This window comes from Limibacter armeniacum, from assembly GCF_036880985.1.
Lineage (GTDB): Bacteria > Bacteroidota > Bacteroidia > Cytophagales > Flammeovirgaceae > Limibacter > Limibacter armeniacum.
Genome location: NZ_JBAJNO010000009.1, coordinates 1050163 through 1076192, shown reverse-complemented (window position 1 = coordinate 1076192; position 26030 = coordinate 1050163). Strand labels below are relative to the sequence as shown.

Below are 26030 nucleotides of genomic sequence, written 5' to 3'. Positions count from 1 at the left end.
TCAAATAATCTGGCATGGAAAATAAATTTATAGATAAACTAAAGCTCTATTTACGTGGAGATGAGCTTCCAGGAATGGAGGCACACGTCAAGATGGCTTCTGATAATAGAAAAAGAAGGGGGGCTTTAATGCCTCCAACAGATGCAAGACCATCTGCCGTATTGATTCTATTATCAGACTTTGGAGAAGATGACTTTAGCTTTCCATTGATTCAGCGACCTATGTATGATGGAGTACACGGAGGACAAATGGCATTGCCCGGAGGAAAAAGAGACCCTGAAGATCCATCATTGATAGTTACAGCATTGCGTGAGTGTTATGAGGAAATTGGTATAGAAGTTCGTCCAACGGAAGTACTTGGTACTTTGAGTGACCTTTATATACCGCCAAGTAATATGTTGGTAACTCCCGTTATCGCCTATTCAAATAAAAGAAATGAATATACGCTAGATCCTGTAGAAGTGGATGAGGTAATAGAAACGACTTTAGGGCATTTATTGAATCCAGAGACAAAAAAAATGTCAACAATTGATGTAAGAGGAATGCGTTTCAATGCACCATCTTTTGATATAGATGGAAAGGTGGTGTGGGGGGCAACAGCGATGATTTTGAGTGAAATGCTTGAAATTGTAGAAGGGATACAACAGTTGAGCGATAGATAAAAAGGGACAGTAATATTACTTTACTGCCCCTTTTTTGATTTAGCGGTTATTAAACATGCTAAGCTTGATCTCTGTAAGTTTTTGTTTGGTGTTCAGAGGGAAGTCATTGTTCTGAATCCAGTCATAATATGCAGGATCCTTTTTCAGGACTTCCAGAACAGATTGGTTTTTATACTTACCAAAATTGAATACAGCCACGCCATCATTGTTGTAGACCATACGGTTGGCAAAGTCAACAGCATTACTCAGTGTGAGTTTATGCAGTACTTCTACATCATTGTGAATAGGTTGGTATTCCTTGCCATCCTTATCCTTGATAGTAGCACCTTCATAGTGTTTAACCTGTGCGTCCAGTACCTCAAAAGTAGCCATTGTGTCCGCTTCCGCAGAGTGAGCATCTTCAAGGTCTTTTTTGCAGTAGAACTTGTATGCGGCAGTCAGTGTTCTTGGCTCCATCATATGAAAAATACGTTGGGCATCCACAACTTTCCTGTTACTGATATCAAAGTTGATTCCTGCTCTCAAAAATTCCTCAACTAATACAGGAATGTCAAAGCGCATCACATTGAAACCAGCCAGATCAGCACCTTTCATGAATTCGGCAATTTCCTTGGCGACTTGTTTGAAAGTTGGAGCATCCTTGATATCCTCATCATAAATACCATGGATAAGGCTGCTTTCCAATGGAATAGGGATAGTAGGATTAATCCTCAGTGTTTTTATTTTCTTTTCACCATCCACCATAATTTTGACTACAGAAATTTCCACAATCCTGTCTTTGACAATATTGGTTCCTGTTGTTTCCAAGTCAAATACGGCAAGAGGGTTACGAAGCTTCAAATTCATATATTGTCGATTTTATAGCCATTGTAGCTTTAATGGCATTCAAAAATTTGTTTTAAGTAAAGTCAAGTTTCCCAATTGAGGAAGAAGACAAAGCATACAACTCTTCAAATTTGAGAATATTCTAAACATTTAGAAGAGACTGGAGAGGAGTTAAACCCAAAGCACGAAAATAGTATTTTATAGTGGCAGAAAACAAATCACCATTGTGATTAGCAATATTTAAGAATTACCGATCATCAGAAAGTCCGTTTATCCATGCGTCAAAAACCAGTTGCTGATGTCTTTTTGGACGGTCCATTGGCTCAAATACATCATGCCTGACTTTTTTGATTGGCTTAACTTTGGACTTGAGTTTTTTAGTCTTGCCATTCCGCTGAACTTTAAGGACGAGCTTAGAACCTTTTCGTGCATTTTGCTTAAAGTCCTGTATCATCTCACCTGCGTTGTCTGCATCGATGTCAATACCATTGAATGATAATATGATATCATCTTTTTCGTAGCCAAGCTTTTTACCAAACCTATCAAGTTCATTTATACCTGTCACTATCAGTTTTCCTTCTTCAGTTAGGTCAATATCCACATTTCCTAATGTATAAACTTCAACCTCTCTTTCCTTGTAGTAGTCCACACCTGCCAAAGCCAATATTTCGGAAAGGGGAAGAGGCTGGTTGTCTTCGACATAGTTTGCGAAAAATGGTCGGGTTTCAGGAATGCCACTGATTTTAGCTATTTCTTCAAAGAGGTCATCGTCTTGAAAAGGCTTGTCTTTACCATATCTGTCAATAAGGTCCAATACTAGGTCTCTTAGTGAATAATGTCCATCAGATTTGTGAAGAAGTAATATGTCAAGAGACATGGCAATCAGGGCACCTTTTTCATAGACGTTTCCATACTGATCAGCATATTTATCAAGACAATACTTGCTCAAGTCAGTAAACGGAATGGAGTCATTGTAGTGGTTGGCAGCCGTTTCTATTTTGTTTTTGATAACTCTGAAAAAGACGTCTGTAGAGATTAACCCTTCTTGAACCTGAACATGGTGGGCAAAGTATTCAGTGACTCCTTCGTAGAGCCAAAGGTGTTTAGACATTCTTGGGTGTTCAAAATCAAAACTGCTGATTTCTTCAGAGTGTAGTCCTAACGGTGTTAGAATATGGAAAAACTCATGAGCTGCAATATCACGAATGGTACTGGCTAGAAAGTCCTCAGAAGCTTCCGGAAGAAAATATACAGAAGAATAGGAGTGTTCCAGAGCACCGATAGCACCTGAAAGTGATGGCTTGTCTGACAGGTAAATCAGAAATGCATACCGGTCTACAGGTAGTTTACCTCCCAAGTATCGTTGCTGGGCGAATAACACTTGGTTTAGGTGCGTAGCAACAACCTCCGCATTGAGCATATCATTTGGAGAGTAGAGTGAAATCAGTACGTCTGTATCGCCAAGTGTAATAGTTGCTGTGTCAGCCTGTGTATACATAATGGGGGAATCAGCCAATACCTGATAGTTCTTAGTCAAGTAACGGTCAGTTTGTTCTGTCGAGTTACGGCTGACTAAAGCTGTTGAGCCAAACAGGTCTGTAGGGTGGTAAACATTGACTTCAAATGGGAAATCTCTCATACCATCAAGAAAGCCCATAAAAGCATGGGAGTTGATAATGAAGTTTTTACCAGCTTCAATGTTTGATCCACCTGGTTCAAATACTAAATCACTTTGATTGGTGTCCCATGTGTCTTCTACTTGATATTCAATCTTGTAGAGCTGTTGGGCGTTCAGTATTTTCCATGAATTTTCATCTGTCTTTTCAACCTCTAGGGGTTTGCCATTCTGGTTGCATGCTTTAAACTTATGAATGAATCGTCCAAAATTGTAAACACTGTAGGTGCCAGGAACAATACTTGGCATTTGAAAAACTACTTCGTCTGAAACAACAGAGGGAGTAATCAGTGTGACATTTACTCGATCATTTTTTACATTGGTTAAGTCAAGCCAGTAACGGTATGTAAGTCTTGGTGCTGATTGTTGTGCCTTCAGGTTTGACCCTGTCAATATTATTGTGATTAAAAGGCATATTAAGCACAGAATGTTCTTTAGCATAGTTGGTTATTAAAGCTATTTGCTCTCCATTTTACAAATATAATAACCTCTTTGCATTTTTAGGTGTGTATTTCTTTGGTTTAAGATCATATAGGCGTTATTTCTAAAATTGTATGGTAGTCATATGATATTTGGATAAAATTCACATTCCATCTATTTTGCCTTACTAATAAGATTCACTGACAAGACTGGTTGTGAGATACCATACAATAAGTCAGTGTATTTGAGGAGAGAGAATAATCAAAAAACTAAAACCATTATAAATAACTGTACTGTCATGAAAAAAAATATGAAACTCCTGCTGCTTATTATTGGCTGTTTCATGCTACATATAAGTCTGTCAGAGGCAAATGCTCAATCCAAAAAGAAGTTGAAACAGGAAAATGCAACACTGAAATCGGAGAATGAAGATCTGAGAAAGGCAAAACTGCAAATAGAAGAAAGAGCAAATGAGTTTGAGAAGCGAGCGAATGAACTTGAGAGTGAGAATCAGCGCCTTTCTTCCGAAGTAAGTGCCTTGAACACTAAAGTGTTAAGACTTGAAGGTGAGAAAACAGCACTGGATAACCAATTGGGAGAAATGGAAGATGAGTATGATTCATTAAAAAGATTGGGAACTTCAGGTGGTCAGGTATATAAGGTAAGTCCTAATGATAACCGAACTTGTGCAAGAAGACAAGGTCAGTTGCAGGCAGATAAATCATACTTTGTTGACTTGAACAGCCAAGTGATTTCTCATGGTTGGGGCTTACAAGTATATTCTTCTAACAGCTTGTGTAAAGCACAGGATAAAGCGAAAGATTTTGAAAGTTATTATCATATGTACAAGACTTATATTAAAGTTAAAAATGTAGATGGTCAACCATTGTACTGTGTAGTGTATGGCTCATTGAAATATAAAGATCAGGCTAAAGTATATTGCGATAACTTCCGCAAGATTGGAAGGAATGAAGGAGAGAGAAATGCTTTTCTTGTGCAGCATTAATATTAGAATAGCCTGAGTCTGCATAAAACCACATCTGATCAGGGTGTGGTTTTTCTTTTTTTTTCGTGTTTGTGCCTGAGTTTTTAGATGTATTTGATAGATAACAGAAAATCGTGTCAATTTTTTCTAAGAAAAGTTCAATAAACTTTCTCTCTATCGTTATTATTGAAAGCTATTTGCTGAACAAAAACGGGATAGACCTTTTTCCGTAAAATCAACCAAAACATTATCGAATAAACAGCTAACTAAATTGTCAGATGACGCCGCTTTTAGAGCTGTAAACTACGAGCCAATGGTAATCGAGAAGTTATTGAAACCAAGAACCCTGAAAGAGAAAATCTTTTCAGGATTCTATATTTATTCAGTTCTGTCTTTCTTTGTGGCTTTTACCAGTTTTAATACTTTCCGTGAAATGGAAGATACAGACAAGGCTGTTATGAAGATTAATCAGCTCTATAATCTAACATTGAACATGGCTAGATATGGAGAGCAGTTTTTGGCTTATGAAACCACCAATGAGGAGTTTTTTGCAAAAGGTAAAAGTGATATTCTTAATCAACAGTTTCAGCACCTGAAAAAAGTGCGTGCAATGTCTGATGAGATTCAACAGGCTAAAGGAAACTGGAAACTGTACTATGCCAAAGAACTTGTAAGGTTTGATTCTCTTCTCAATACTTATGACGAGACATTCAAGGAGATCATTAGTTCAATCAAGTATAAAGGGTTTAAGGACTACGGATTACTTGGATATATGAATGAACAAGTAAAGCTTCTGGAAGCTTCCCGTTATATAGACAAGGAACTGTTGATGAAGTTAAGAAATCAGGAAAAGGATTATATGATCCGAGGAGGTACTTCCTACCTGTACGAAGTGAGAAGGTTAAGTGGAGAAATTAAAATGAAGTTGGAAGCCAATCCTCAGGTTCCGGAGGAGGAAAAATTCGAACTGAAAGAAGACCTACGCAGATACAATTCGATTTTCCTGAAGGTAGTGGAAGAAGATATGAAGGTTGGATATAAAATGAATAAAGGACTTGTACCTGACCTTGTAAGATTGACAGAGGAGATTAGTGAATTGGTTACACAAATCAACGAGGAAGCAAGTGGAAGAAAAGATTCACTTTATGATTTAATTAGAATGGGAATCGTTTCTGCCACAACTATTTCAGTAGTACTTCTTCTAGTGTTGAGTGTATCCTTCAACCTAATTCATAGAAGCAGTTATGCCAAGTAGGTTTCTTTGATTGACTAAAGAGATTGATATAAAATGAAAGCGGGCATTCCATTTAGATGGAATACCCGCTTTTTATTTGTTACCTGTTTAGGTCAATGTCAATCATAAACCTTTTCAGGTTTCTTTCTTTGTATCTTTTGCTGGAATAATGCTTTAGCCAAGGTTGGAGCAACCAATGATGCGATAATGATCATTGCACCGGCATAGAAGTAAACGTCCATGATTTCTTGCTCCCCAAATAGCAATAAGGCAGCAACACCTCCATAAATAGGGGACAGGTTGTTAGCCAAGGAGACTGTAAATGGAGATAGGCTTTTCATCACCTTAATCATGGCAGAAAAGGCAAAAATTGAAAAGATAATAGCCAACGTAAAGATTAGGAGCCAGTCAGTAGAGGTTGGAATTTTTAATGTGAGTGAACCTTCGTCAATGTAGTAGAAGAAAATAGGGAATACAGCTATAGTTCCTATCCAGCCTCCAATCATCTGATAGAATGTCACTACTCTGTGATCATACTTTGATGAATGTCTGCTACCGATAATAGTCACTAGTGCAGCAAAGAATGCAGCTGCAATCGCCATAATCATTCCTTCACTGTAAGCAAAACTGGAGCTGAAGATCATGTAAACGCCAAAAATGGCATTTAGCCCCATCATTACTTCATTGAAACTTAGCTTTGACCCTCCAAATAGCGGTGATAGTATACTAACCCACAAAGGAGAAGTGGCTACTCCTACCAAAGCAACTGAGGCATTACCTATTTTGGCTGCAATCACGAAAAATATCCAATATATGGATGTGAAAACTCCTGCAACAAGTAGCTCAACAAGTGTTTTTCGAGGAACCTTAAAGGCAAGTCGTCTCCAATAAATAATACCTCCTAACAGGATAGAGGCTATAAACATTCTGATGAAGACGATCTCAACAGAAGGCAGGGAGATAAAAATGTTAATACTTGGAATAAAGCTGGCTAAGAAAATCCAAAAGTGAAGTTCTAGCTTATCAAAGTTTTTTTGACTGGGACTGATCCCTATCATATTTACGATTGTTCGTAGTGCCACAAAAATTGGTTTTAGCCTGACTGGCGTTTAACAAGCAAATCTTTAGACGCAACAAGCTACCACTACAGGTAGTGTTCAGAAGATGTTACAATAATTATAACGGAAAGAAGTACAAGTTATGCTTTGGAAGCTTCTGAAACCTCAACTGAATTTGTGGTTGATGAGTTGTTTTTTTCAATCGAACCTTCAGGTAATGGGGCTTTTTGTAGCTTCTTTAGTTTGCTGATTTCAGTTTGGGTGCTGTCTATCAGTGACTTCCATTGGTGGTAAATGTCATTGCTCCTTTCATTCAGCATATCGAGATGCTCGTTGGCTTGCTGCGTTTTCTGATGAAGGTTTTGCATTTTTGACCTGTATTGCCTGTCAGCTTCCTGCAAAAGTCTTTTCCCTTTCATTTCAGTTTCAGAAATGATTCTGCGGGCTTCTTCCTCTGCCTCTCTGATTTTTAATTGTGCTTCTTGGTCAGCCTGAAGCATACGCTGTTCTTTGCTGTTTTCAGTCTCCTTAATGGTATCCATAAGCTTACTGCCCATGGCTTCGAGTTGACGAATACGCTCCCTAGCCCCTCTTAATTCTGCTTCAAGGGATAAAATTTGCTTTTCTTTTTGTTCAATAGTACGGGCAGCCTTGTCCAGTACCTCTGTCACCTCTTGAGGTTGAAAACCGCCGAAGATGCGTTTTCTGAATTGTTTGTCTTTCAGTTCTTCAGGTTTTAGTTCCATCTCGATTCTCTGTTTCAGTCCAATATTAATAACTCCGTAAACCCACAGTTAAGTATGCGAAAGTATCGGACATCTTACTGATAAAATCAGTTGAAAAATTCTTGACCAATCTACTACTTTTTTTGTCCTTTAATAAAAGAATTATCCAATTAGCATGGTGTTTTTTATAGATAGTACTAATTTTCTGTGCAAATCGCCTTTTTCAGCGAATCAGCTAACCTATAACTGAATAAGTTTTGGAATCTTTCAACCATGTTTTTTGGTTCTTAACATGTTTTCAGTCTTGTTTTTGCAGTGATATTTTAATGGTTTCACTGTGTGAAAAATAGACTTTGAACTATACCTTTTTCTTAAAATAAGCCAAATAACTATAACGTAAACCTTTATGAAGAATCTATTTAAACTCCTTGGATTATTACTGTTTTGCTTCGCTTTATTTATTGCCTGTGACTCTGATTCTGATCCTGATTTCAATTCAGGTTTAAATGGCGAGTTAACTTTCTATGCAGATGAAAGTGCAGGTCAGAGTGGTGGAATAATTACGATCCTGATTTCAGATTTTGATACAGAAGATAAGGTAGCTGAGGGAGAGATTGGAGCAGCTCCAGAAAATACACCTGATTGTGGAGAAGAACCAACTATGGAGGATTTCCTTACTTTTAGTTTGCCAGATGGTACTTACTTGGTGAATGCAATAGAGAGTCAGGTCGGTAGTGTTGAAGGTGGGGAGTTTACACCACGAGATGGGGCAAGACTAGAAATAATTGGAGGATCCTGCAGGCTAATTGAGTTAGGACAGGAGCCTGGCTTTAATAATGCACGAGTAGTCAATGTGTTAAAAGCCAATGATTATTACCTGAGATTTATGAACTAAGGTATTTTTACTTTAAAACAAAACCCGTGATACTTAACAGTACCACGGGTTTATATTTTTAAGCGAATTCGTCAGTGTCAATTTCTTCCAGAATATCAGCCAATTCATCAAAGTCGTTCAGCCCTACCTTGATTTCACCTCCACCGATAAGCCCAATGCCAGCAGGGTTAATCTGATCAATAATTTCTGAAACATTATCCTTGTCGAGACCAAAACCAACAAATATATCGTATTCTTTCGCAAGCGCAGAAAGCATCTCAATTGTTTCACTATCCAAGCTTCTATCTGAAGATTCCAGCAAAAAGAAAGATACATCTGTTGATATCGTACGCATTTGAGCCTCCAATTCTTCTTTAGTAGCAGATGCACTCACATCAACTTTGAAGATTAATGGAAGATCTTGCGCTTTCAAGGTAGACAACAGAGATACATTGGAAGTTTGGATATAGTCAATTGCCTCATATGTACCAAAGTCAATATCAGCAGACTCATTCACCTCAGCGACAAACGAAATACCAGCCAACCAGCTTGCGATTTCCTTGAATTTGTCAGCATCAACGAAGTTCGGATGAGAAGCATCCAATGGGAAACCTATCATCTCAACGCCCATTCCAGCGCAGTATCTGCCATCGTGAAGGTTATTGACCTCACTTACTTTAACCCTTGTCTTCAGTGCCATTATTTTGTGTTTTATTCTCTTCTTTATGATACAGGCTTTTGCCAGTCCCGCAAAAATCATAAAGAACCATTAGATAATCAAGTTTATAAATAAGCCTTATCTCTTTAAGAGCTTTGTGAAGAGATAATAATTCTGAATGGTAGATCACCAAAATCCACTCTATATTTGCAGTTACTGAACAAAGTAATCTAGAGTTTGTTACTTTTGAGGCTTAACAAAATGAATTGTGAGATTCTTTTATAGATTAAATCATAGAAATCCATGGCAGTAATTGATGCAAATGATAGCAATTTCAATCAGCTTTTAGCTGAGAATCATACAGCAATTGTAAAATACTATGCAGGATGGTGCGGAAGCTGTAGACTTTTCAAGCCAAAATATAAGAGGCTTTCAGGTGATGAGCGCTTTGAAGGAGTCGCTTTCCTTGATGTAAATGCAGAAGAAAGCCCAGAGGCAAGAAAGTTGGCAGGCGTTGATAACCTTCCATTCTTTGCCGTATTCAAAGATGGTCAATTGGTAGAAGGAGTTTCTACTAGTAAAGAAGATGCTGTTGTTGAATTGCTTGGAAAGCTGAAGTAATTGAATTGATAACATCATGAAAGTACCTGTAATCAAGAAGCTTGTAGAAACCTATTCATTGGAGGAGCTAACCTTGGCGGAAGCATCAATTGCAGAGGAAGAGACTCCTGCTATTGAAATTCCTGGTGATGATGAGGGCGAGCAACTGACACATGCATTTGCAGCGATGTGGATAAGGCAGCAAATGGAAGACAATGGGGATGACTTTAAGACCGCATTGAGAGCATATACACAAATGGTAAGAGGCTCTATTTCTTAAACATGGATGACCTGAGCATAAATGCTTAAAGGTTTTGATGGATTGCCAATGATTTGGTAATTGAAAAAGTGAAATAAATGGAAAATAAAACAAATGAAGAGTTCCTGTCCTACTTGGAGGGAATTATCAAAGAAAGAAAGCAAAACCCAACTGAGGCATCTTATACAAGCAGCCTTTTCGCTAAAGGTATAAATAAGGTAGCGCAGAAAGTTGGAGAAGAAGCAGTTGAGTTAGTCATTGAAGCAAAGGACAATGACAAAGACCTGTTCCTGAATGAGGCAGCAGACCTGCTTTTTCACTATCTGATATTGTTGCAGGCAAAAGGTTATGACCTTAAGGATGTTATCGACGTATTAAAAGAGCGTCATAAATAAAAGCTGATAACCGTATAGTATATGATAAGCTGAAACTTCTGTATAGAAAGGGGTTTCGGCTTTTTGTTTTTTACAGGATTAAACTAGTAATACCCAAATTGTAACCTTAAGTTTCAGAGATTCGCCTTCCTTTTACCAAACTTTTCTTTAAATTTATTCAGATCTCAATTTGAATTCTTTTTTAGAAACTATACCATATAGTCAAAACCAAAGCTTTACATGTTAGCGTTATTTACAGCATTGCTGTGTTTTAAATAGTTTTTGTTTAGTAACTCTTGACAAAAGGCTGACACTTAAAGTAAATAAACTATCATATTATGAATAATCAGGCTGTAGAATTGGTACTGCTGATCGATGACAATGACACTGATAACTTTATCAATAAAAGGGTAATTGAACTGACCGGCTTTGCAGGAAATATTGTTGTTAAGAATTCAGGTAAAAGTGCTTTGGAGTATTTGGAAGAGAATAAAGATAACCCTGTAAAATTGCCTAATCTTATTTTTTTGGATATCAACATGCCAATTGTTGATGGGTTTGTCTTTTTGTATGAGTTTGGAAGTTTTAATGATACCATTAAGCAAAAGTGCAAAATAGCAGTTCTTTCTAGTTCTGATAATAAAAGGGATATTGACCGTATAGTCGATAACGAATTTGTAATAAAATATATCACCAAACCTTTGTCTGAAAATGCCTTAAATGAAGTAAGATTACTTCTGAACGAATAAGCATAAATAAAAGACATAGAGTGACTTACTGGTTGAAAAACAGCTTGAAGAGATTCAAGCTGTTTTTTTATGCGAAAGGAATTAGAGTTTACAGTGAAAATCATGTCACTTATCGAAGAATATACCCCATTCCTCGAGTTTTCCCTGATTCAGCGTTTGTAGATCATGCTGAATGAAATCTTTTCTATAAATTCAATTAAGGCTGAAAAGTTTCCTTTGTGATTCGTTGGTTTGTTTGTTATTGATATTCAAGTGTTTGTGTGTTTTATTTCAAGCTAACCAAATAATGAGGCAAAGAGGTCTTAAAAGCCTGATTACATTATTCAGAGATCGTTGAATTCAAATTATCATTACTTGTATACTTACAAATAAGTGTACTTGTATATTGTTTTTCTTTAATAAGTGCCGATGATAACCACCCAGCAAAACATGAGAATGCTTAAAGTAGTAGGAATACTCTTGTTGTTTTGTATTACAAACATTGTGGCTGCCCAGCATATCGGTAGTGAACAGGAATTTGAGGAATTAAAAGTAGCCTCAAGAAGCGGGAAGCCTGAAGCATTATTTACACTAGGTCAAGTATATGAGGAAGGGAGATACCAGAAACAAAATCTAAAGAAGAGCTTCGAGTATTATAAGCAGGCATCACAATCAGGTTATGTGCCGGCTTTATTGGCATTAGGTAGATGTTATCAAGTGGGAATTGGTACTAAGCCAGATCTAGCTCAGTCTTTTTATTATTACAGTAAAGCAGCAGAAGCAAAAGATGGTGAAGGTTTTTACCATGTAGGAGATTTTTATCTGAATGGAGTCAATGTAGCGATTGATACTGTTAAGGCCATTGAGAATTTTTTGAAAGCGTGGGAGCTTGAAAACCCTGATGCAGAAGCAGTATTAAGAGCATTGCCTCTTTCTGATTTTCCCCAATCGGATAATATTATTTATAAGCGCTTTTTAGCAAAAGATGGTACTCCTGAAAATCAGTATGAAATAGGCCGTAGTTATCTTTTGGGAGAAGGAGTTGAAAAGGATGCTAAGAAAGCACTAACTTATTTGGAATCAGCTCTTGCAGAAGGTAGTGCTGACGCTGCATTATTAATAGGTACAGCCTATAAAAATGGTGACGGCTTAAATCCGGATAGTAAGAAAGCCGTTTTGTACCTATTGAAAGCTGCAAACTTAGGAAGTGAGCAAGCCATCGAGTTATTGGATCAAATGGATATTCAGGCATTGGCCGATCATAATAGTGTGGATTACTTACATTATAGTGCCTTGTTGCTCAATGATAAGAATGATCAGTACCGTCTTTATCATATGTATAGAGAGGGTGTGCTAGTGAAGCAAGATTTAAATAAGGCACTAGAGTTTTGTCAGCGTGCAGCACTTCAAGATCATGGCCAAGCTATGCTAGAGTTAGCAACAATGTATCGAAAGGGACTTCTACCTTTGAAAAAGAACGCTTTGGCGGCTTTCAAATGGTATAGTAAAGCAGCCTTTGCGGATATCGATACTGCTAAGTATGTGGTAGGGGAGTTTTATGAAACAGGAGAAGCTATAGACGCAGATACAGCAAGTGCTGTGAAATGGTATTTGCAAGCAGCCAATAACGGTGTACAGATTGCCCAATTCAAGCTTACTAGGTTGGATGTACTTAAATATATTGATCAAAATGATGTAGAGTATGTCACTTATCAGGCAAATTTGGGGAATGTGTCAGCCCAATTGAGCATAGCAAAGTATTATATAATGCTGAATGGCAGTGAGGCGTTGGGATGGTTGAGAAAAGCCGAAGAACAAAATAGTATGGAAGCTGTTGTCCTTTTGGGAGATATTTATCTGGAAGGTAAATGTGATGTAATTCCGAATGAGGCTGAAGCATTGAGATTTTATGACAAGGCGTTAGCTGCGGGATTGCCTGAGGCTAAATTGAGAATGTCTCGGTATTATTTGATATCAAAAGGCGGTACAGGGGAAGCGGACCCTACTGATTTGGCGTTAGATTTCCTTGGTGCTTATTTACAGGATATTGAAAAGTCAGGAGGAGGAAAGTTAAACCTGATGGCTTATGAGGTGAAAGGTGATATCTATAAGCGTAAGCAAAATGTGATGTTAGCTATAAATGGTTACACACAATACATCAAAAATTATGAGGATAGTCCTTATGCGATGGATGCCCTGATGGATGTGATGTTTAAAAGGGCTGAACTACTTTATGAAATAGGACAGTTTCAGAGTGCCCAACTTGAGTCTGAAATTGCTTTGGCAAAACTGGAAACAGTAGAAGAGCCTGTTGCTGAAAAAGGAAGATGGATATACCTGAGAGGGAAAGCATTGTTAAAGCAGGGTGATGTAGGACAAGGTTGTAAGTTGTTGAAAGAAGCAAAAGAAATGGGAGTGGAGATTGAGCCTATCTTTGAAAGAGTCTGCTTGAAATAAGCATAAAGATATAGCTAATATAATAAGAAGCCGTTCTAGTGAAGACTAGAGCGGCTTTTCTGATTAAAAAATGATAAAGACCATTGGTCTATTTTTAAATCTTCAAGTGAATCTGTAATTTTGACAGTGTCAAAAAGTCAGCAAAAAAAGGGTTAAAACAGATGTCTGTAATGGATGTACAAGAAAATCAATCAATCAAACAGCGATTCGGAATAATTGGTAACTCCCCCAAGTTAAACTACGCTATTCAAGTAGCTGCACAGGTTGCGCCTACAGATTTGTCTGTATTGATTACTGGTGAAAGTGGTAGTGGTAAGGAGTCATTCTCTAAGATTATTCACCATCTGAGTCACCGGAAGCACGGTAAATTTATAGCAATCAACACAGGAGCTATTCCTGAAGGAACGATTGACTCAGAGTTGTTTGGTCACGAAAAAGGATCTTTTACAGGTGCTACAGAGGCGCGTAAAGGGTATTTTGAGGTGACAGACGGAGGAACCATTTTCTTGGATGAAATAGGTGAAATGCCTTTAGGTACTCAAGCTCGTCTATTAAGAGTATTGGAGAATAAAGAGTTTATTCGTGTTGGTTCTTCGAAAGTGCTAAAAACGGATGTGAGAGTGGTGGCCGCTACGAATGTGAACCTGATGGAAGCTGTAGAAAAAGGTAAGTTCAGAGAAGACCTTTATTACCGACTTAATACGGTGCCTATTATAGTGCCTCCGCTGCGTGAGCGTGGTAATGATGTCTATTTGTTGTTTAGAAAATTTGCGGTAGACTTTTCCGATAAATATAAAGTAACTCCAGTTACCCTGACTCCAGAAGCTCAGCAAGTATTGATGAGTTACCGTTTTCCAGGGAATATCCGTCAGCTTAAAAATATTGTAGAGCAGATATCAGTATTGGAGATGGATCGCCAATTGGATGCTCAACGGTTGAGGCACTATTTGCCAGAAACAGGCAGTTTCCCTCCGGCATTAGTACCACAAGGAGAAAGAGAGGAACGTAACTTTTCAGAAAGGGATATACTTTATAAAGTCCTTTTTGACATGAGAAAGGACATGAATGACCTGAAGAAAATGGTTCTTCAGTTGGCTAAGGATGGAACCAATGCGGAAGCGCCTCAACTGATAGCAGAGAACAGGCACTTGTTCCATAATATTGATACTTATAACCATGATGACCCAAGGGCTGCACAAAATGAAGCAAGCTCAACAAGCTTGGCAACAAGAAGCCCTAATTTGCCTGCGACAACTACTCCACCGTCTAATTTTCCCCCATCATTCTATGTGCCGGATGATCATGAGGAAGATGAACATATAGAGTATGAAAAAGTGGAAGAAGTAACAGAGCCAACTTCAGAATCGTTGTCACTGCAAAAGCAGGAAAAAGAGATGATTATTAAGGCTTTACAAAAGAATAACAATAAGAGAAAGTATGCTGCCAGAGACCTTGGAATCTCTGAACGTACATTATATAGAAAAATTAAACAGTACGAGATCGAAGAATAGAATGAACATACAAAACAAACAACTTTTTAGAAGGGTGTCAGTTATGCTGATTTGCCTTTTACCTTTTTTACATGGTTGTGCTGGCGTAAACTTCACTTTTACAGGAGTAAACCTTGACCCGAGAATCAAAACCTTTTCGGTGGAGACATTCTACAATGAGGCTCCCGATGGTCCTTCCAATATGGGTATCGACTTTACGGAACGTCTAAAGGATTATTTCCTTAGAAATACATCCTTGAAAATGGCTGATAGTGGAACAAAAGGACATTTGGAATTTGAAGGTAGTATCAATGGATATAGAGTGACTCCTATTTCACCTGGTGCAAACGACTTGGAAGTAGCTGAGCAGCAACGTTTGACAGTGACGGTTAAAGTGAATTTTGTTAACAACTTTGATGATGAGAAAAGTTTTAACCAAGCATTTTCTTTTTACTACGACTTTCCTGCTGATCAAAACGTTCAAGATGTTGAAAATGAGGCGTTGGATGAGATTTTTGAACAAATCCTTTTGGATATTTTCAATAAGTCAGTAGCAGATTGGTAGAAGCTACCAGAATGACTGTAATCAAAATATATCAACCCAAGACTGTTTTTGTACAAGTTTGTTCTTCCATAGTCGTTGTGAGTATAAGACTCGCAATTGGACTAAGTGAAGTAGTAGTACAAAAACAGTCTTGTTTGTTTATAATAGGGCATTAACAAATACCTACAAAATGCCTTGATAAGTGTTGGTTTATTAACTTTCCCTTTATTAGTTTGCATTAATCTTTTAAACAGTTTTACTGATTTTAAGGCTGAAGCCAAAAGCATTCATTGTGACCGACTATCTTGACCATTATATATATGGTCCAATTTGATAAACACCTTAACAAATAAGCTGCTAAAACTAAATGCTAAAGAACTACAATTACAGTGGACAAAAATAAATTCATACAACTTGCAAGCAACCCTAACCTGATAACCTCATCAGATGAGGCTGTTTTGAGGGCGATAGCGGAAAGGTTTCCATTTTTTCAGGCAGCTAGAGTATTATTAGCTAAAGCAACCGGAGGCTTGTCTGAAGAGGTGAAAACTGCTGCTGCGTATACGCAAAACAGACGTATCTTGAAGAGCATCATGAACAGTGAGTTTGATGCTAATATAAACCTTCCTAGTGCTGCAAAACTCAGCATTTCTTACGAACATGATCTAAATGCATTTGAAAAACTTTCTAGTGCAAAATCAGCAGCTGCTAACGTTGTCTCTACTCCACAACCTCAAACTGATAGATCAGAAGACCATGAGTTTAACTGGCCGACTTTTGAACCATTAGAAAAGGAGTCAGAAAAGTTACCAGAGGTAGCAGTAGAGGAAACAAAGGAATCGGAACCTTCAGAAGACCATGAGTTTAACTGGCCGACTTTTGAACCATTAGAAAAGGAGTCAGAAAAGTTACCAGAGGTAGCAGTAGAGGAAACAAAGGAATCGGAACCTTCAGAAGACCATGAGTTTAACTGGCCGACTTTTGAACCATTAGAAAAGGAGTCAGAAAAGTCTACTGAGTTAGAAGTAGAGGCAACAAAGGAACCAGAATCTACAGAAGACCATGAGTTTAACTGGCCGACTTTTGAGCCATTAGAAAAGGAGTCAGAAAAGTCTTCTGAGTTAGAAGAAGAGGTAACGAAGGAACCGGAATCTGCAGCAGACCATGAGTTTAACTGGCCAACCTTTGAGCCATTAGAAAAGGAATCTGAAAAGTCATCTGAGTTAGAAGCAGAGGCAACGAAAGCGTCAGACATCACTGAAGATGAAGAGTTTAATTGGCCAAAGTTCGAGCCATTAGGTAAGGAGCAAGATGAGGAGCGTACTTCTGTTCCAGAAGTAAAACCAGAGCCTAAAGTAGAAGCACCAGTTCAGTCAACTCAACAGGCTAAAAAGGTTGAGGATACTATTCCGACAGACGAAGAGCTGTTGGCAAGATTCCAACGTTTTACTAGAACAAGGGAAGAAATAAACAAACTTGACCACTCTTCTGAGGAGGAGGATACAGAGTTTGCTGCAGAGTTGGCATTGTTGAGGGATAATACTCCAAAGAAGGTTTTAAAACCTGGAGAAGATAAACCTTGGGTAGTGCCACCTGAATCACTTCCTTTTTATGGTGAATTAGCTAAAAGAGCAACATTGTCTTCGGAGGTATCACGTAAAAGTATTGCAGCTTTGTCTCAGTCTGAATTGATTTCTCCTTCCTCGTTTAGTCTTTTCAAGAAAGTAGGAGGAAAGAGCCTTTTAGATAAAGATTATCAGCAGCAGGTAATTGAAAAGTTTATATCAAAATCACCTAGAATTTCATCGGCAAAGACAGAGCCAGAGCTGGTACAAGAAGACCTTTCAACGGAGGCAACTGAGCTTAGCGGCCCTTTGGCTGAAAATTATGCCAAGTTCTTGGTGAAGCAAGGGAAGACACAGGAAGCTATTAAGATTTATAAGACTCTGATGTTGAAAAATCCAAATAAAAAGTCTTATTTTGCGTCTCGCATAGAACTATTAGATAAAAATCAATATTAAGACCGAAAAATAATGGTAACTTTTTTCATTGTAGTAATTATGATCGTGGCAGTACTTCTGATACTGCTGGTATTGGCCCAGGATTCAAAAGGAGGGGGACTGACAGGAAACGTGAGTAGCGCAAGTCAATTGATGGGAGCAAGAAGAACCACAGACTGGATTGAAAAAGCTACTTGGATTTTGGCGGCAACTATGTTCGTTTTGAGTATTGGTGTCAACTTGTTTAGTGGAACTGAAGTTGCAACTGAAGGACCAGTATCACCGACAATCGAAAGCGCTAGTGATGTAGCACCAGTTGCTGCTCCTGAGCTTGAGGCTGTAGAAGCTGATAGCGCTCAATAAGCGTCATTTCGAAGAAATATAAATTCGTCTACAGGCGGATGTTAAGAGGTTCATGCATGATATAAATGTATGAACCTTTTTTATTGAACAAGTTGAAAACACATATCAATAAGGTTGACTTACTAAGAGATTTATGATGATATTACTATAGTACAAGGTACTTTTTAAAGTATCAGTCAGACTTTATTGGGTATATGAGGCTAAAGGCTTTATTTTTAGCTAAAACTTAAGAGACCTGAATTCACCAAAACATGAAAAAGAAACTTCTGATTATTATCGCAACAGCTTTGTTTTTGGGCTGTAGCTCACCACAGCAACCACATGGAGACTTAAAGCATTATGGTGAAAAGATAACAACATTGAATAGTATTAGTGGGACTGCACTTATAAGACAGTTGGAGCAGGCTGACTCTTTGGCTGCCGTAAAGGTGACAGGGGAAGTAACTTCATCATGTGAAGTGAAGGGCTGTTGGATGAAGCTGAAACTTGATAACTCTCATGAGATGATGGTAAAGTTCAAGGACTATGGTTTCTTTGTGCCAAAAGGGTTAGAGTCAGGAACAGCTACAGTAGAAGGTGTTGTAAAGAAAGAGGTAGTATCTGTAGATGTTTTGAGACACTATGCAGAAGATGCAGGTAAATCTGAAGATGAAATCAATGCAATTACAGAGCCTCAGGAAAAAATCGTTTTTGTAGCGAAGGGAGTTATAATTGAAGGAGGCGTAACGGCACCATCAGAGGAGGAAACCAAAACAAGCAGTGAAGAAGAAGACTCTCATAAGAGCTAAAGGCATTCAACAAGTGAATAGAGAAGCATGGGCATTTATATAATAATGCCCATGCTTTTTTATTTAAAGCTTTTCCAGCAAGTCAGCCAATTTGAATATAATCTCCTTGGAACTTGTCGGGAAGTTGGCAATTCTAACCTGAGTGGCTTTATGCTGACCGTATCCTTTTCCGATTTCTAGTCCATGCTCAGCCATGGCGTTGATTACTTTATCAGACGTCAGTCCTTCCAACAAATCTGCAACAATCACAGTTTTGGATCTGTGAGCAGGGTTTACCACAAAAGGTTTAAATTTTGGATGATTTTCCAAAAGACCATACAATGTAGATGCCTTGTAAGCAGTTTCTTGTCTGATTGTCTCTAAACCTTTTCTTAGCATATCTTCTGCTACTTTTCCAAGTATATAGATGCCGATTACGTTTGGTGTAGCTTGTGTCTGACTTTTTTCTGAGTTCTTTACAAGCTCAGGGATGTTGTGGTAAGCACCAATTACTTTTCCTGCGTCTGTCAGTTGCTTGCAACGCTCAATGCACCTTTCATTGAAGATCCAAACTCCTAGTCCGGCAGGTAGTCCCATCCCTTTTTGTACCGAAAAGAACAGGGAGTCTATCTTACTGAAGTCAATGTCAAGATATGGTACTGATGATACTGCATCCACAGAAATCAACATTTCAGGGTACTTTTCACGAAGCGTATAAATGTCCTCAACAGGAAGCATTACACCTGAGCTAGTTTCATTTTGTGTTACGCAGATCATTTCAGTTCCTTCCGGAACGTCTACAGCGTTAATGTCAAACCCCTCTCCAAAAGGGACTTCATGTTTAATTGCATTTCTGCCCAGTTGGGATGAAAATTCATAAAACCTTGAAGAGAATGATCCATTTACCAAATGGTAAGTTTGGGAAGCTGTACAGTTTTGGATTAGTAGCTGCCAAACCTCAGTAGCAGAACCTGTAAAAGCAATTTGGAAATTTTCGGGTACATTCAGGAGTTGTTTCAGTTGATTGACTGTGTGGGAGAAAATCTCTTGAAACTGACTGCTTCTGTGAGAAATAGAGCCTATTCCATCTCGCATAGCGGCTTGCATATGGTCAGGAACTGTAAAGTAAAGTTCGCTAGGCCCTGGTGTCAGAAAGTATTTTCTGCTCGTCATTATTGTAGGTGTTTGTTTGTCAGGAGGGCCTGACAGTAAAGTGAAAAATGAGTGATTAATCTTATTTTAGCGTAAGCTTCAAAGCTACGAAAAAGTATTTCAACTTTCGATATTCTTCTTGTGCTGTAAATGATAAAAGCCGACCAAAAAAGGTCGGCTTCTTAATTTAGAGTCTGTTTTTTTCTAAAGACTGGCAATTACTTGGGCACAAATAATAATGGCTACTAGTGCAAAAGAATAGACAGCAGCATAGGCTACTTGAGGCGCTTCGCTTTCTGTCATGGAGTCAACAGCACTTAAGCCAGGTGTACTGGTCATACCACCCGTAAGTGCACCAAGAATTGAAAGGAAATTGACTTTCAGGAACAGCCTTCCTACAATTACGACAACAATCATTGGAATTAGGGTAATCAAGGCACCAATCCCAAATAAGGAGAGCCCATATTCTTGAACGGTAGCTACTATTTTTGTGCCGGCTCCTAGTCCAACAGGCGTCAGGAACAGCAATAGTCCAAACTGACGAAGCAACTGGTTTCCTGAACCAGGCAAGTTCCAAATGATCGGTCCTGTTTTGCCAAGTCTGCTGAGTATAAGTGCAGCCATCAGGACACCACCTGTCAAACCTAGTGAGAAGGTAGTCCCGCCTGGAACTGGAATGGCAACTTTTCCAACCAATACTCCAATCACAATACCAAGGGCAACCGGCAAAAAGCTGGTCGTTTCTACGGTCTTAAGACTGTCACCAAATAGCTCAGAAAGCCCTCCGACGTTACCTTTTGTGGATGAAATTAATAGCTTATCACCAAAACGCAGTTTTACAGCGGGTCTTGCAGGAAGATCCACACCGGCACGTCGAACACGTGTCACTGTTGCAAAGTAGTTATTGATCAGGTCTAATTCACCAAGTGATTTGCTGACAATATCCCTGCGAGAGACAACATACCACCTAATTTCATGTTGCCCACTTCTAGGTATTTCCTGCTCTGTAGTATGACCTAACAGGATTTCTACCTTCTTGAGCGCTTCTTCTGTACCAACAGCCTTTACAAGATCTCCTAAGTGAAGCTTGGTTTCGGCTGTAGGAGGAATGGATTCTTGATCAGGTCGCATAATTCTGGAAATATTGGCTTTAGTCATAAAGCGAACATCCATTTCCTTCAAGGTTTTACCATCTACATTGGCATTTGTAATGATAAAATTTTTGTTGATAACAGGAGGAATATTGGTGGATGAGCTTTCAGCGTATTCCTTTTCGGCAGCGGCAATCTTAACACCAAATACTTTTGGGATAAACTTGACGAAAAGAATTACTCCAACTACGCCAAAAGGATAGGCGATACCATATCCAATAGAAGCTAATGGAGATTTGGAAGCATCAATAGCAGCTGCAAGACCTGGTGTACTGGTCAATGCACCTGTCAAAAGCCCTACAGAGATTTTGAAGTCTACATCAAAAGCAATGGATAGGATGTAAGTACAAACCGACCCGGTAACAACAGCCAATACAGCCAAAACGATAAGTTTAGCTCCTTGTGACTTGAATGTCTCAAAGAAAGATGGCCCTGCTTGCATACCAATCGTGAAGATGAAAAGTACAAGTCCAATCTTATTGATGATGGTTGGCATTTCAAATGAATCCACGCCATGTGCATTCAGGTAATAGCCATAAAACATTGCCACAAAAATTACGGCTGAGGATCCGAATGAAATTCCTTTAAACTCTAGATTTCCTAATAGGATACCCACTCCGATAATAAGAAAAAGGGCAACGTAGTCAATACTTAAAAAACTTAGAAGTGATTCCATACCTTAGTTATGATTAATTTTCCCGCTGCAACTTGTAACTGAAGTCATTTTCTTGCTTTAGGTTTGCAAAGGAAAAGTAGAGAGAAGGAATATAAATGAATTTATGTCCTTCTTTTAAATGACTTTTTTCATCTATCGGCAACATTTTACAAAAAAATCCTTCTATCAATAAATATAGAAGGATTTGCATTGTATCATTAGGACGCTATTCTATAAAATTATAGCTGTTGGATAGCTTCAAAGAAGTCAATCTGGTTTGAAGGGTCTTTTACCACAAAAGTTGGTAAACTGATTTCTTCATGTCTCAGAATTCTGTCAGCATTACTACCAAAGAAGAAAGCAGCAGCTTTGGTGCGTCCTTGTGAGCCCATGATCATGATGCTTTCAGGATGCTTGAGAGCCATGTTGCATAGTTTATCCGAAGTTTCTTGTCCTTCGTCCAAAAGCTCCATTTCTACAACAAGCTCTACCCCCTCTGTATTGATATCCTTTGTGAATACCTCGTATGCATGTTCGGCATTTTTACACATGATCTCGGCAAATTCCTCATACGTCTTGCCAATAGATGAGTAGCCTGATGGTACATCGTATACGTGTTGACAAACAACTTTGAAATGAAATGTTTTACCCAGTTGAACAGCTGCTTCTAATGCAACTTTTGAAGTTTCAGAGAAATCAACAGGTACAACAATCTCGCTGAAATTAGTAGGCAGGGTTTCAGGTACGTATGCCGTTGAGCATTGAGCAAGTAGAGATACAGGGTGTGTAGCCGTACCGTTGCCCTTTAAGTGCTTTTTCTTACCCATTACGATCAGGTCAATATCTTTCTCCTTGATGATTTGCAGGAGTTGCTTGGCAACTTTGCCCTCTCTGATAATGACATCAAAAGCAATATTTTCTTGACCAAGATGCTTCTCAAACTTTTGTCTGAGTCTGTACTCAAGCCCTTCATCAACAGGAGCCAATAGTCCAGGGTATTTTTTTTCAACCTCTTCGGGCAACTCAAGAGACTTTGTGATCTGTACCACGTACAGCATATGGTCTACATCAGTTTGTCTGTTAAAGAATCTGACAAACTCAAATAACCTGTCATCTATTGCGGAGCCATCGCAGGCGATCAAGATTCTTTTATATTTCATCTATGCGTTGTGAGTTTTTAAAGTGAAAAAAATATGACAATTTAGATACATAGTGGCAGGTTAAAAGTTGCATACTTACAACGAACTGCCTTGAGAACATCTGTATGTACGCCTAAAGTTACAATTATCATCTTTAGAACGATAAGGTAAAGGTCACTTTTGTTAGGTAATGGTACAGTATAGGCTATGTTTAGGGATAAGAAACACTGACAGTGGCTAAATGTGAGGTTTTGTACTTTACTGATAATAAGATATATTTTGAATATAATTCAATAACCAAACTCATCAGGGGAAAAGAATAATCTACTAGCCCCTTGACATATACAAACACATAATAATAACCGATTAATAAAACACATATGCTGGATAAACATGGAATAGCAAAAAGAATAGCCAAAGAGGTAAAGGATGGCTATTATGTTAACCTTGGTATTGGGATACCTACTTTGGTGGCAAACTATATTCCAGAAGGAATGGATGTGGTACTTCAATCTGAGAATGGACTTTTGGGAATCGGTCCTTTTCCAACTGAAGAAAATGTTGACCCAGACCTAATCAATGCAGGCAAACAAACTGTTACGATGCTTGCAGGCTCCTCGCTTTTTAGTTCAGCGGAGAGTTTTGCCATGATCAGAGGAGGACATATCAACTTAACCATTCTTGGGGCTATGGAAGTATCAGAAAATGGAGATATAGCCAACTGGAAGGTTCCGGGAAAGATGGTAAAAGGAATGGGGGGTGCAATGGATCTTGTAGCCTCAGCCGAAAATATTATTGTTGCTATGCAACATACTGATAGGTCAGGAAAATCAAAACTGCTGAAAGAGTGCACACTTCCTATTACAGGAGTGAAGTGTGTGAAAAAGATCGTAACCAACTTAGCCGTGATGGAAGTTGTACCGGGTGGCGGCTTTAAGATTTTGGAAAGGGCTCCGGGAGTAAGTGTGGAAGAGATTGTAGCTGCTACTGAAGGAAAAGTAATTTATAATGGGGAAGTACCTGAGATGAAACTATAGGTGCAGTAGGTATAAAGGAAGGGTGGGGTGGAAAAATCCACCCCACTTAATTTGGATAGAGAAATTTAATAGAGAAACAAGGGAAGGAGAATAATCTCACTATAGGGAGTAGTGAGTGTGCGGGATTGGCTGGTGATTAAGTTTTAATGTAGTGTAATAATTATATCATATAGAGAGTTCAAAGTTTTGAAATGATAAAGTGATTCAATTGCTGTCTTACTTATTTTTTTATCTATATCTAAGATATGAATAATGTTGCGTGTATGTTGTTAATACTTGCAAAGGTATGTTACTGAATGCTTTCAAGGTGTGTAACATGGTGTATTTAGTGTGTTGGGTGTAATTTTGTAGGTCTATTGTACTTTTTAGTAAAATGATATGAGAAATTATTGGGAGGGATTAAAATATAAATATTTAAAGAGTGTTTGGGAGGGGGATGTGATATGTGTTGAGAATATTTAAAGTAAATCTTAAATAAATACATGTAAGAAAGTTATCATAAAAGCAGCATAAAAAAATCCCTTGAAAATGCAGGAAGCAATCAAGGGATTTTTGATTTTTTTGTGTAGGAGTATTTAGATGATATCATCGAAATCAATAGGCTCATCTTGTTCTTCCTTTTTGATTTTGTTATAGTAAAACAGCAGAGAAAGTCCGCCAAACAGCAATATCATGGAGAAGTAAGCAGGCTCTTCATACATCAGGTGCATTTTATGCAGTATACTCCCCATTGTGATACCCGCACCGACACCAGCCAGCATCAGTCCAATCTTTAAGGTAAGTCTTGAAAGCAACTTTCCTCCTGACTTCTTCGATTCTAGCGGATTAATGCCTTGATTGATCAGAGCCATTCGCTCTTTGTGACGGGTGGAAATAAACATATAGATAATGCCTCCAAATGTTCCGAACACAATCATTGTTATCAATACTTCCATATCTTTATTGGTTTTGTTTGCTTACTTTATTTACCCCTTTGACTACGCTTTTGGTTAAGTGGTTACACCATACCAATTTTTTTTTTTAATATGCATTTTCGATTTTGTCGTTCATATCTGTAACCTGATTGGATGTTATGTAGTCAAATGACCGAACCCAAATATTAAGGGTGAATTAGCATTTGATTTACATTGATTCTCTTGGTGCTGCTACACAATGGAAAATGAGATAGAAGAAATTGTACTTGACCAAATTCAGGAAGGCAATATGTCGGCTTGTAGGTTTCTGGTAGATAAATATCAGGACTATGCCTACAATTTGGCATATCAGCTGTTGAAAAACCGTGAAGATGCTGAAGAGGTGGCGCAAGATAGCTTCCTAAAGGCATTCAATCATTTGTCCTCCTTTAATCGTCAAGCAAAGTTTTCTACATGGTTATACCGTATTGTGTACAATGCGTCACTATCCAAGCTGCGGAAAAAGCAGTTGCAACAGCGTCCGCTTCATGAAGCTTCTGACTTGCCAGTAACAGGGGCTGATTTTGGCTCATCACTGGAAGTGCTGAATCAGGAAGACAGAAATGTTTATTTGGCAAAAGCATTGGATAGCCTTAATGAACCGGAGCGGGTATTGATTACCTTGTTTTATTTGCAAGAAAAGTCGATGGAGGAGGTGTCAGGTATTACTGGACTTACAATTAGTAATGTCAAGGTGAAAATACACCGAATCCGAAAGAAGCTGCAAAAGCAACTGGTTACTTTACTAAAAGAAGAAGCAAAGGAACTGTTATGAAAAATAGAGGTGATATTCAGGTGACTGACAAATTGTATCAGCACTACTTTAGGACATCAGCTGAGAAAGCCCCCGAGGGTTTTAGCGAAAATGTAGTGCAAAAAGTGCGTGCTCAGGAGCAGTCAAAGGTATTGGAAGTAAAACCAATTTTTGGAAACCACCTCAAATGGTTCCTGCTGTTTTTAGCAGTTGTAATGGGAATTAGTACCATTTGGATAGCGCCATCGAACGACCATTACCTGATATTGATGATGGGAGAAAGGTTTTCGGAAATTCTGAAGGATATGGTCTTCTATTTCAAGCCTTCACATGAAATGAGCTTACTGATTGCTGTAGCGGGAGTAGGATGGTGGATTTTGGTGTTGTTTGACAAATGGCTTTTAAAAAACCTGAGTAAACGTTAGGCTTATTTTAGTGTTGATATAAAATGATTAACCGTCTCATTTAAGGAGACGGTTTTTTATTTTCTT

At 38.4% G+C, this 26030-nt stretch carries 25 protein-coding genes and 1 pseudogene; 17 read left to right on the top strand and 9 right to left on the bottom strand.

Going from position 1 to position 26030, the window contains the following annotated elements; translation table 11 throughout:
- Window positions 1-14: 14 nt before the first annotated feature.
- Window positions 15-662 carry an NUDIX hydrolase gene (locus V6R21_RS22150; protein ID WP_334245725.1) on the top strand — a complete coding sequence of 216 codons (648 nt, stop codon included), beginning with the start codon at window positions 15-17 and terminating at the stop codon, window positions 660-662.
- A gap of 39 nt (window positions 663-701) precedes the next feature.
- Here V6R21_RS22150 and V6R21_RS22145 read toward each other — a convergent pair whose 3' ends face one another.
- Window positions 702-1508 carry a 3'-5' exonuclease gene (locus V6R21_RS22145; RefSeq protein ID WP_334245724.1) on the bottom strand — a complete coding sequence of 269 codons (807 nt, stop codon included), beginning with the start codon at window positions 1506-1508 and terminating at the stop codon, window positions 702-704.
- 226 nt (window positions 1509-1734) lie between these two features.
- A complete protein-coding gene (locus V6R21_RS22140) occupies window positions 1735-3603 on the bottom strand; it encodes a M61 family metallopeptidase (RefSeq protein WP_334245723.1) in 1869 nt (622 codons plus the stop codon).
- Window positions 3604-3880: 277 nt separating this feature from the next.
- Between V6R21_RS22140 and V6R21_RS22135 the strand changes: the two genes are divergently transcribed.
- On the top strand, window positions 3881-4588 hold the full coding sequence (locus tag V6R21_RS22135) for a hypothetical protein (RefSeq protein ID WP_334245722.1): 708 nt from the start codon (window positions 3881-3883) through the stop codon (window positions 4586-4588).
- 250 nt (window positions 4589-4838) lie between these two features.
- A complete protein-coding gene (locus V6R21_RS22130) occupies window positions 4839-5822 on the top strand; it encodes a hypothetical protein (RefSeq protein WP_334245721.1) in 984 nt (327 codons plus the stop codon).
- 98 nt (window positions 5823-5920) lie between these two features.
- On the opposite strand, the gene V6R21_RS22125 is transcribed toward V6R21_RS22130, so the two are convergent.
- Both V6R21_RS22125 and V6R21_RS22120 read right to left on the bottom strand, forming a co-directional pair.
- Window positions 5921-6883, bottom strand: a complete 963-nt coding sequence (locus V6R21_RS22125; protein WP_334245720.1) for a DMT family transporter — start codon at window positions 6881-6883, stop codon at window positions 5921-5923.
- 116 nt (window positions 6884-6999) lie between these two features.
- Window positions 7000-7605 (bottom strand): DivIVA domain-containing protein, encoded by a 606-nt coding sequence (locus V6R21_RS22120; RefSeq protein WP_334245719.1) that lies wholly within the window; start codon window positions 7603-7605, stop codon window positions 7000-7002.
- 385 nt (window positions 7606-7990) lie between these two features.
- Here V6R21_RS22120 and V6R21_RS22115 point away from each other — a divergent pair, with 385 nt between their 5' ends.
- Window positions 7991-8479: a hypothetical protein gene (locus V6R21_RS22115; protein ID WP_334245718.1), complete on the top strand. Its 489-nt coding sequence runs from the start codon at window positions 7991-7993 to the stop codon at window positions 8477-8479.
- Window positions 8480-8537: 58 nt separating this feature from the next.
- Here the strand turns inward: V6R21_RS22115 and V6R21_RS22110 are convergent, their stop codons facing one another.
- Window positions 8538-9158, bottom strand: a complete 621-nt coding sequence (locus tag V6R21_RS22110; protein WP_334245717.1) for a phosphoribosylanthranilate isomerase — start codon at window positions 9156-9158, stop codon at window positions 8538-8540.
- A gap of 261 nt (window positions 9159-9419) precedes the next feature.
- Here V6R21_RS22110 and V6R21_RS22105 point away from each other — a divergent pair, with 261 nt between their 5' ends.
- From V6R21_RS22105 to V6R21_RS22060, 10 genes and pseudogenes are all read left to right on the top strand, one after another.
- Complete coding sequence (locus tag V6R21_RS22105) at window positions 9420-9737, top strand: thioredoxin family protein (protein ID WP_334245716.1); 318 nt, start codon at window positions 9420-9422, stop codon at window positions 9735-9737.
- A 16-nt stretch (window positions 9738-9753) separates the two neighbouring features.
- Window positions 9754-9996, top strand: a complete 243-nt coding sequence (locus V6R21_RS22100; RefSeq protein WP_334245715.1) for a DUF6952 family protein — start codon at window positions 9754-9756, stop codon at window positions 9994-9996.
- A gap of 113 nt (window positions 9997-10109) precedes the next feature.
- Window positions 10110-10370 (top strand): annotated as a pseudogene (gene hisE, locus V6R21_RS22095) (phosphoribosyl-ATP diphosphatase); the annotation flags it as partial.
- A gap of 317 nt (window positions 10371-10687) precedes the next feature.
- Window positions 10688-11098: a response regulator gene (locus V6R21_RS22090; protein WP_334245714.1), complete on the top strand. Its 411-nt coding sequence runs from the start codon at window positions 10688-10690 to the stop codon at window positions 11096-11098.
- Window positions 11099-11527: 429 nt separating this feature from the next.
- The gene (locus tag V6R21_RS22085; protein WP_334245713.1) at window positions 11528-13534 is read left to right on the top strand and encodes a hypothetical protein; all 2007 of its coding nucleotides are present in this window, start codon (window positions 11528-11530) and stop codon (window positions 13532-13534) included.
- Between the two features lie 170 nt (window positions 13535-13704).
- Window positions 13705-15045 carry a sigma-54 interaction domain-containing protein gene (locus tag V6R21_RS22080; RefSeq protein WP_334245712.1) on the top strand — a complete coding sequence of 447 codons (1341 nt, stop codon included), beginning with the start codon at window positions 13705-13707 and terminating at the stop codon, window positions 15043-15045.
- A 1-nt stretch (window position 15046) separates the two neighbouring features.
- Window positions 15047-15589, top strand: a complete 543-nt coding sequence (locus V6R21_RS22075) for an LptE family protein (RefSeq protein ID WP_334245711.1) — start codon at window positions 15047-15049, stop codon at window positions 15587-15589.
- A gap of 368 nt (window positions 15590-15957) precedes the next feature.
- On the top strand, window positions 15958-17589 hold the full coding sequence (locus V6R21_RS22070; RefSeq protein ID WP_334245710.1) for a hypothetical protein: 1632 nt from the start codon (window positions 15958-15960) through the stop codon (window positions 17587-17589).
- 12 nt (window positions 17590-17601) lie between these two features.
- Complete coding sequence (gene secG / locus V6R21_RS22065) at window positions 17602-17931, top strand: preprotein translocase subunit SecG (protein ID WP_334245709.1); 330 nt, start codon at window positions 17602-17604, stop codon at window positions 17929-17931.
- A gap of 251 nt (window positions 17932-18182) precedes the next feature.
- A complete protein-coding gene (locus V6R21_RS22060) occupies window positions 18183-18719 on the top strand; it encodes a DUF4920 domain-containing protein (protein WP_334245708.1) in 537 nt (178 codons plus the stop codon).
- 63 nt (window positions 18720-18782) lie between these two features.
- On the opposite strand, the gene V6R21_RS22055 is transcribed toward V6R21_RS22060, so the two are convergent.
- The 3 genes from V6R21_RS22055 to V6R21_RS22045 form a co-directional block, all read right to left on the bottom strand.
- Window positions 18783-19871, bottom strand: a complete 1089-nt coding sequence (locus V6R21_RS22055) for an aminotransferase class V-fold PLP-dependent enzyme (RefSeq protein ID WP_334245707.1) — start codon at window positions 19869-19871, stop codon at window positions 18783-18785.
- Window positions 19872-20054: 183 nt separating this feature from the next.
- Window positions 20055-21677 (bottom strand): aspartate:alanine exchanger family transporter, encoded by a 1623-nt coding sequence (locus tag V6R21_RS22050; protein WP_334245706.1) that lies wholly within the window; start codon window positions 21675-21677, stop codon window positions 20055-20057.
- A 218-nt stretch (window positions 21678-21895) separates the two neighbouring features.
- Window positions 21896-22816, bottom strand: a complete 921-nt coding sequence (locus V6R21_RS22045; protein WP_334245705.1) for a universal stress protein — start codon at window positions 22814-22816, stop codon at window positions 21896-21898.
- Between the two features lie 359 nt (window positions 22817-23175).
- Here V6R21_RS22045 and V6R21_RS22040 point away from each other — a divergent pair, with 359 nt between their 5' ends.
- The gene (locus V6R21_RS22040; RefSeq protein ID WP_334245704.1) at window positions 23176-23832 is read left to right on the top strand and encodes a 3-oxoacid CoA-transferase subunit B; all 657 of its coding nucleotides are present in this window, start codon (window positions 23176-23178) and stop codon (window positions 23830-23832) included.
- 575 nt (window positions 23833-24407) lie between these two features.
- Here V6R21_RS22040 and V6R21_RS22035 read toward each other — a convergent pair.
- On the bottom strand, window positions 24408-24767 hold the full coding sequence (locus tag V6R21_RS22035) for a DUF6249 domain-containing protein (protein ID WP_334245703.1): 360 nt from the start codon (window positions 24765-24767) through the stop codon (window positions 24408-24410).
- Between the two features lie 217 nt (window positions 24768-24984).
- On the opposite strand from V6R21_RS22035, the gene V6R21_RS22030 reads away from it, so the two are divergent.
- Complete coding sequence (locus tag V6R21_RS22030) at window positions 24985-25560, top strand: RNA polymerase sigma factor (protein WP_334245702.1); 576 nt, start codon at window positions 24985-24987, stop codon at window positions 25558-25560.
- Window positions 25557-25964: a hypothetical protein gene (locus tag V6R21_RS22025; RefSeq protein ID WP_334245701.1), complete on the top strand. Its 408-nt coding sequence runs from the start codon at window positions 25557-25559 to the stop codon at window positions 25962-25964. Before V6R21_RS22030 ends, V6R21_RS22025 begins: the two co-directional genes overlap by 4 nt.
- Window positions 25965-26030 lie beyond the last annotated feature (66 nt).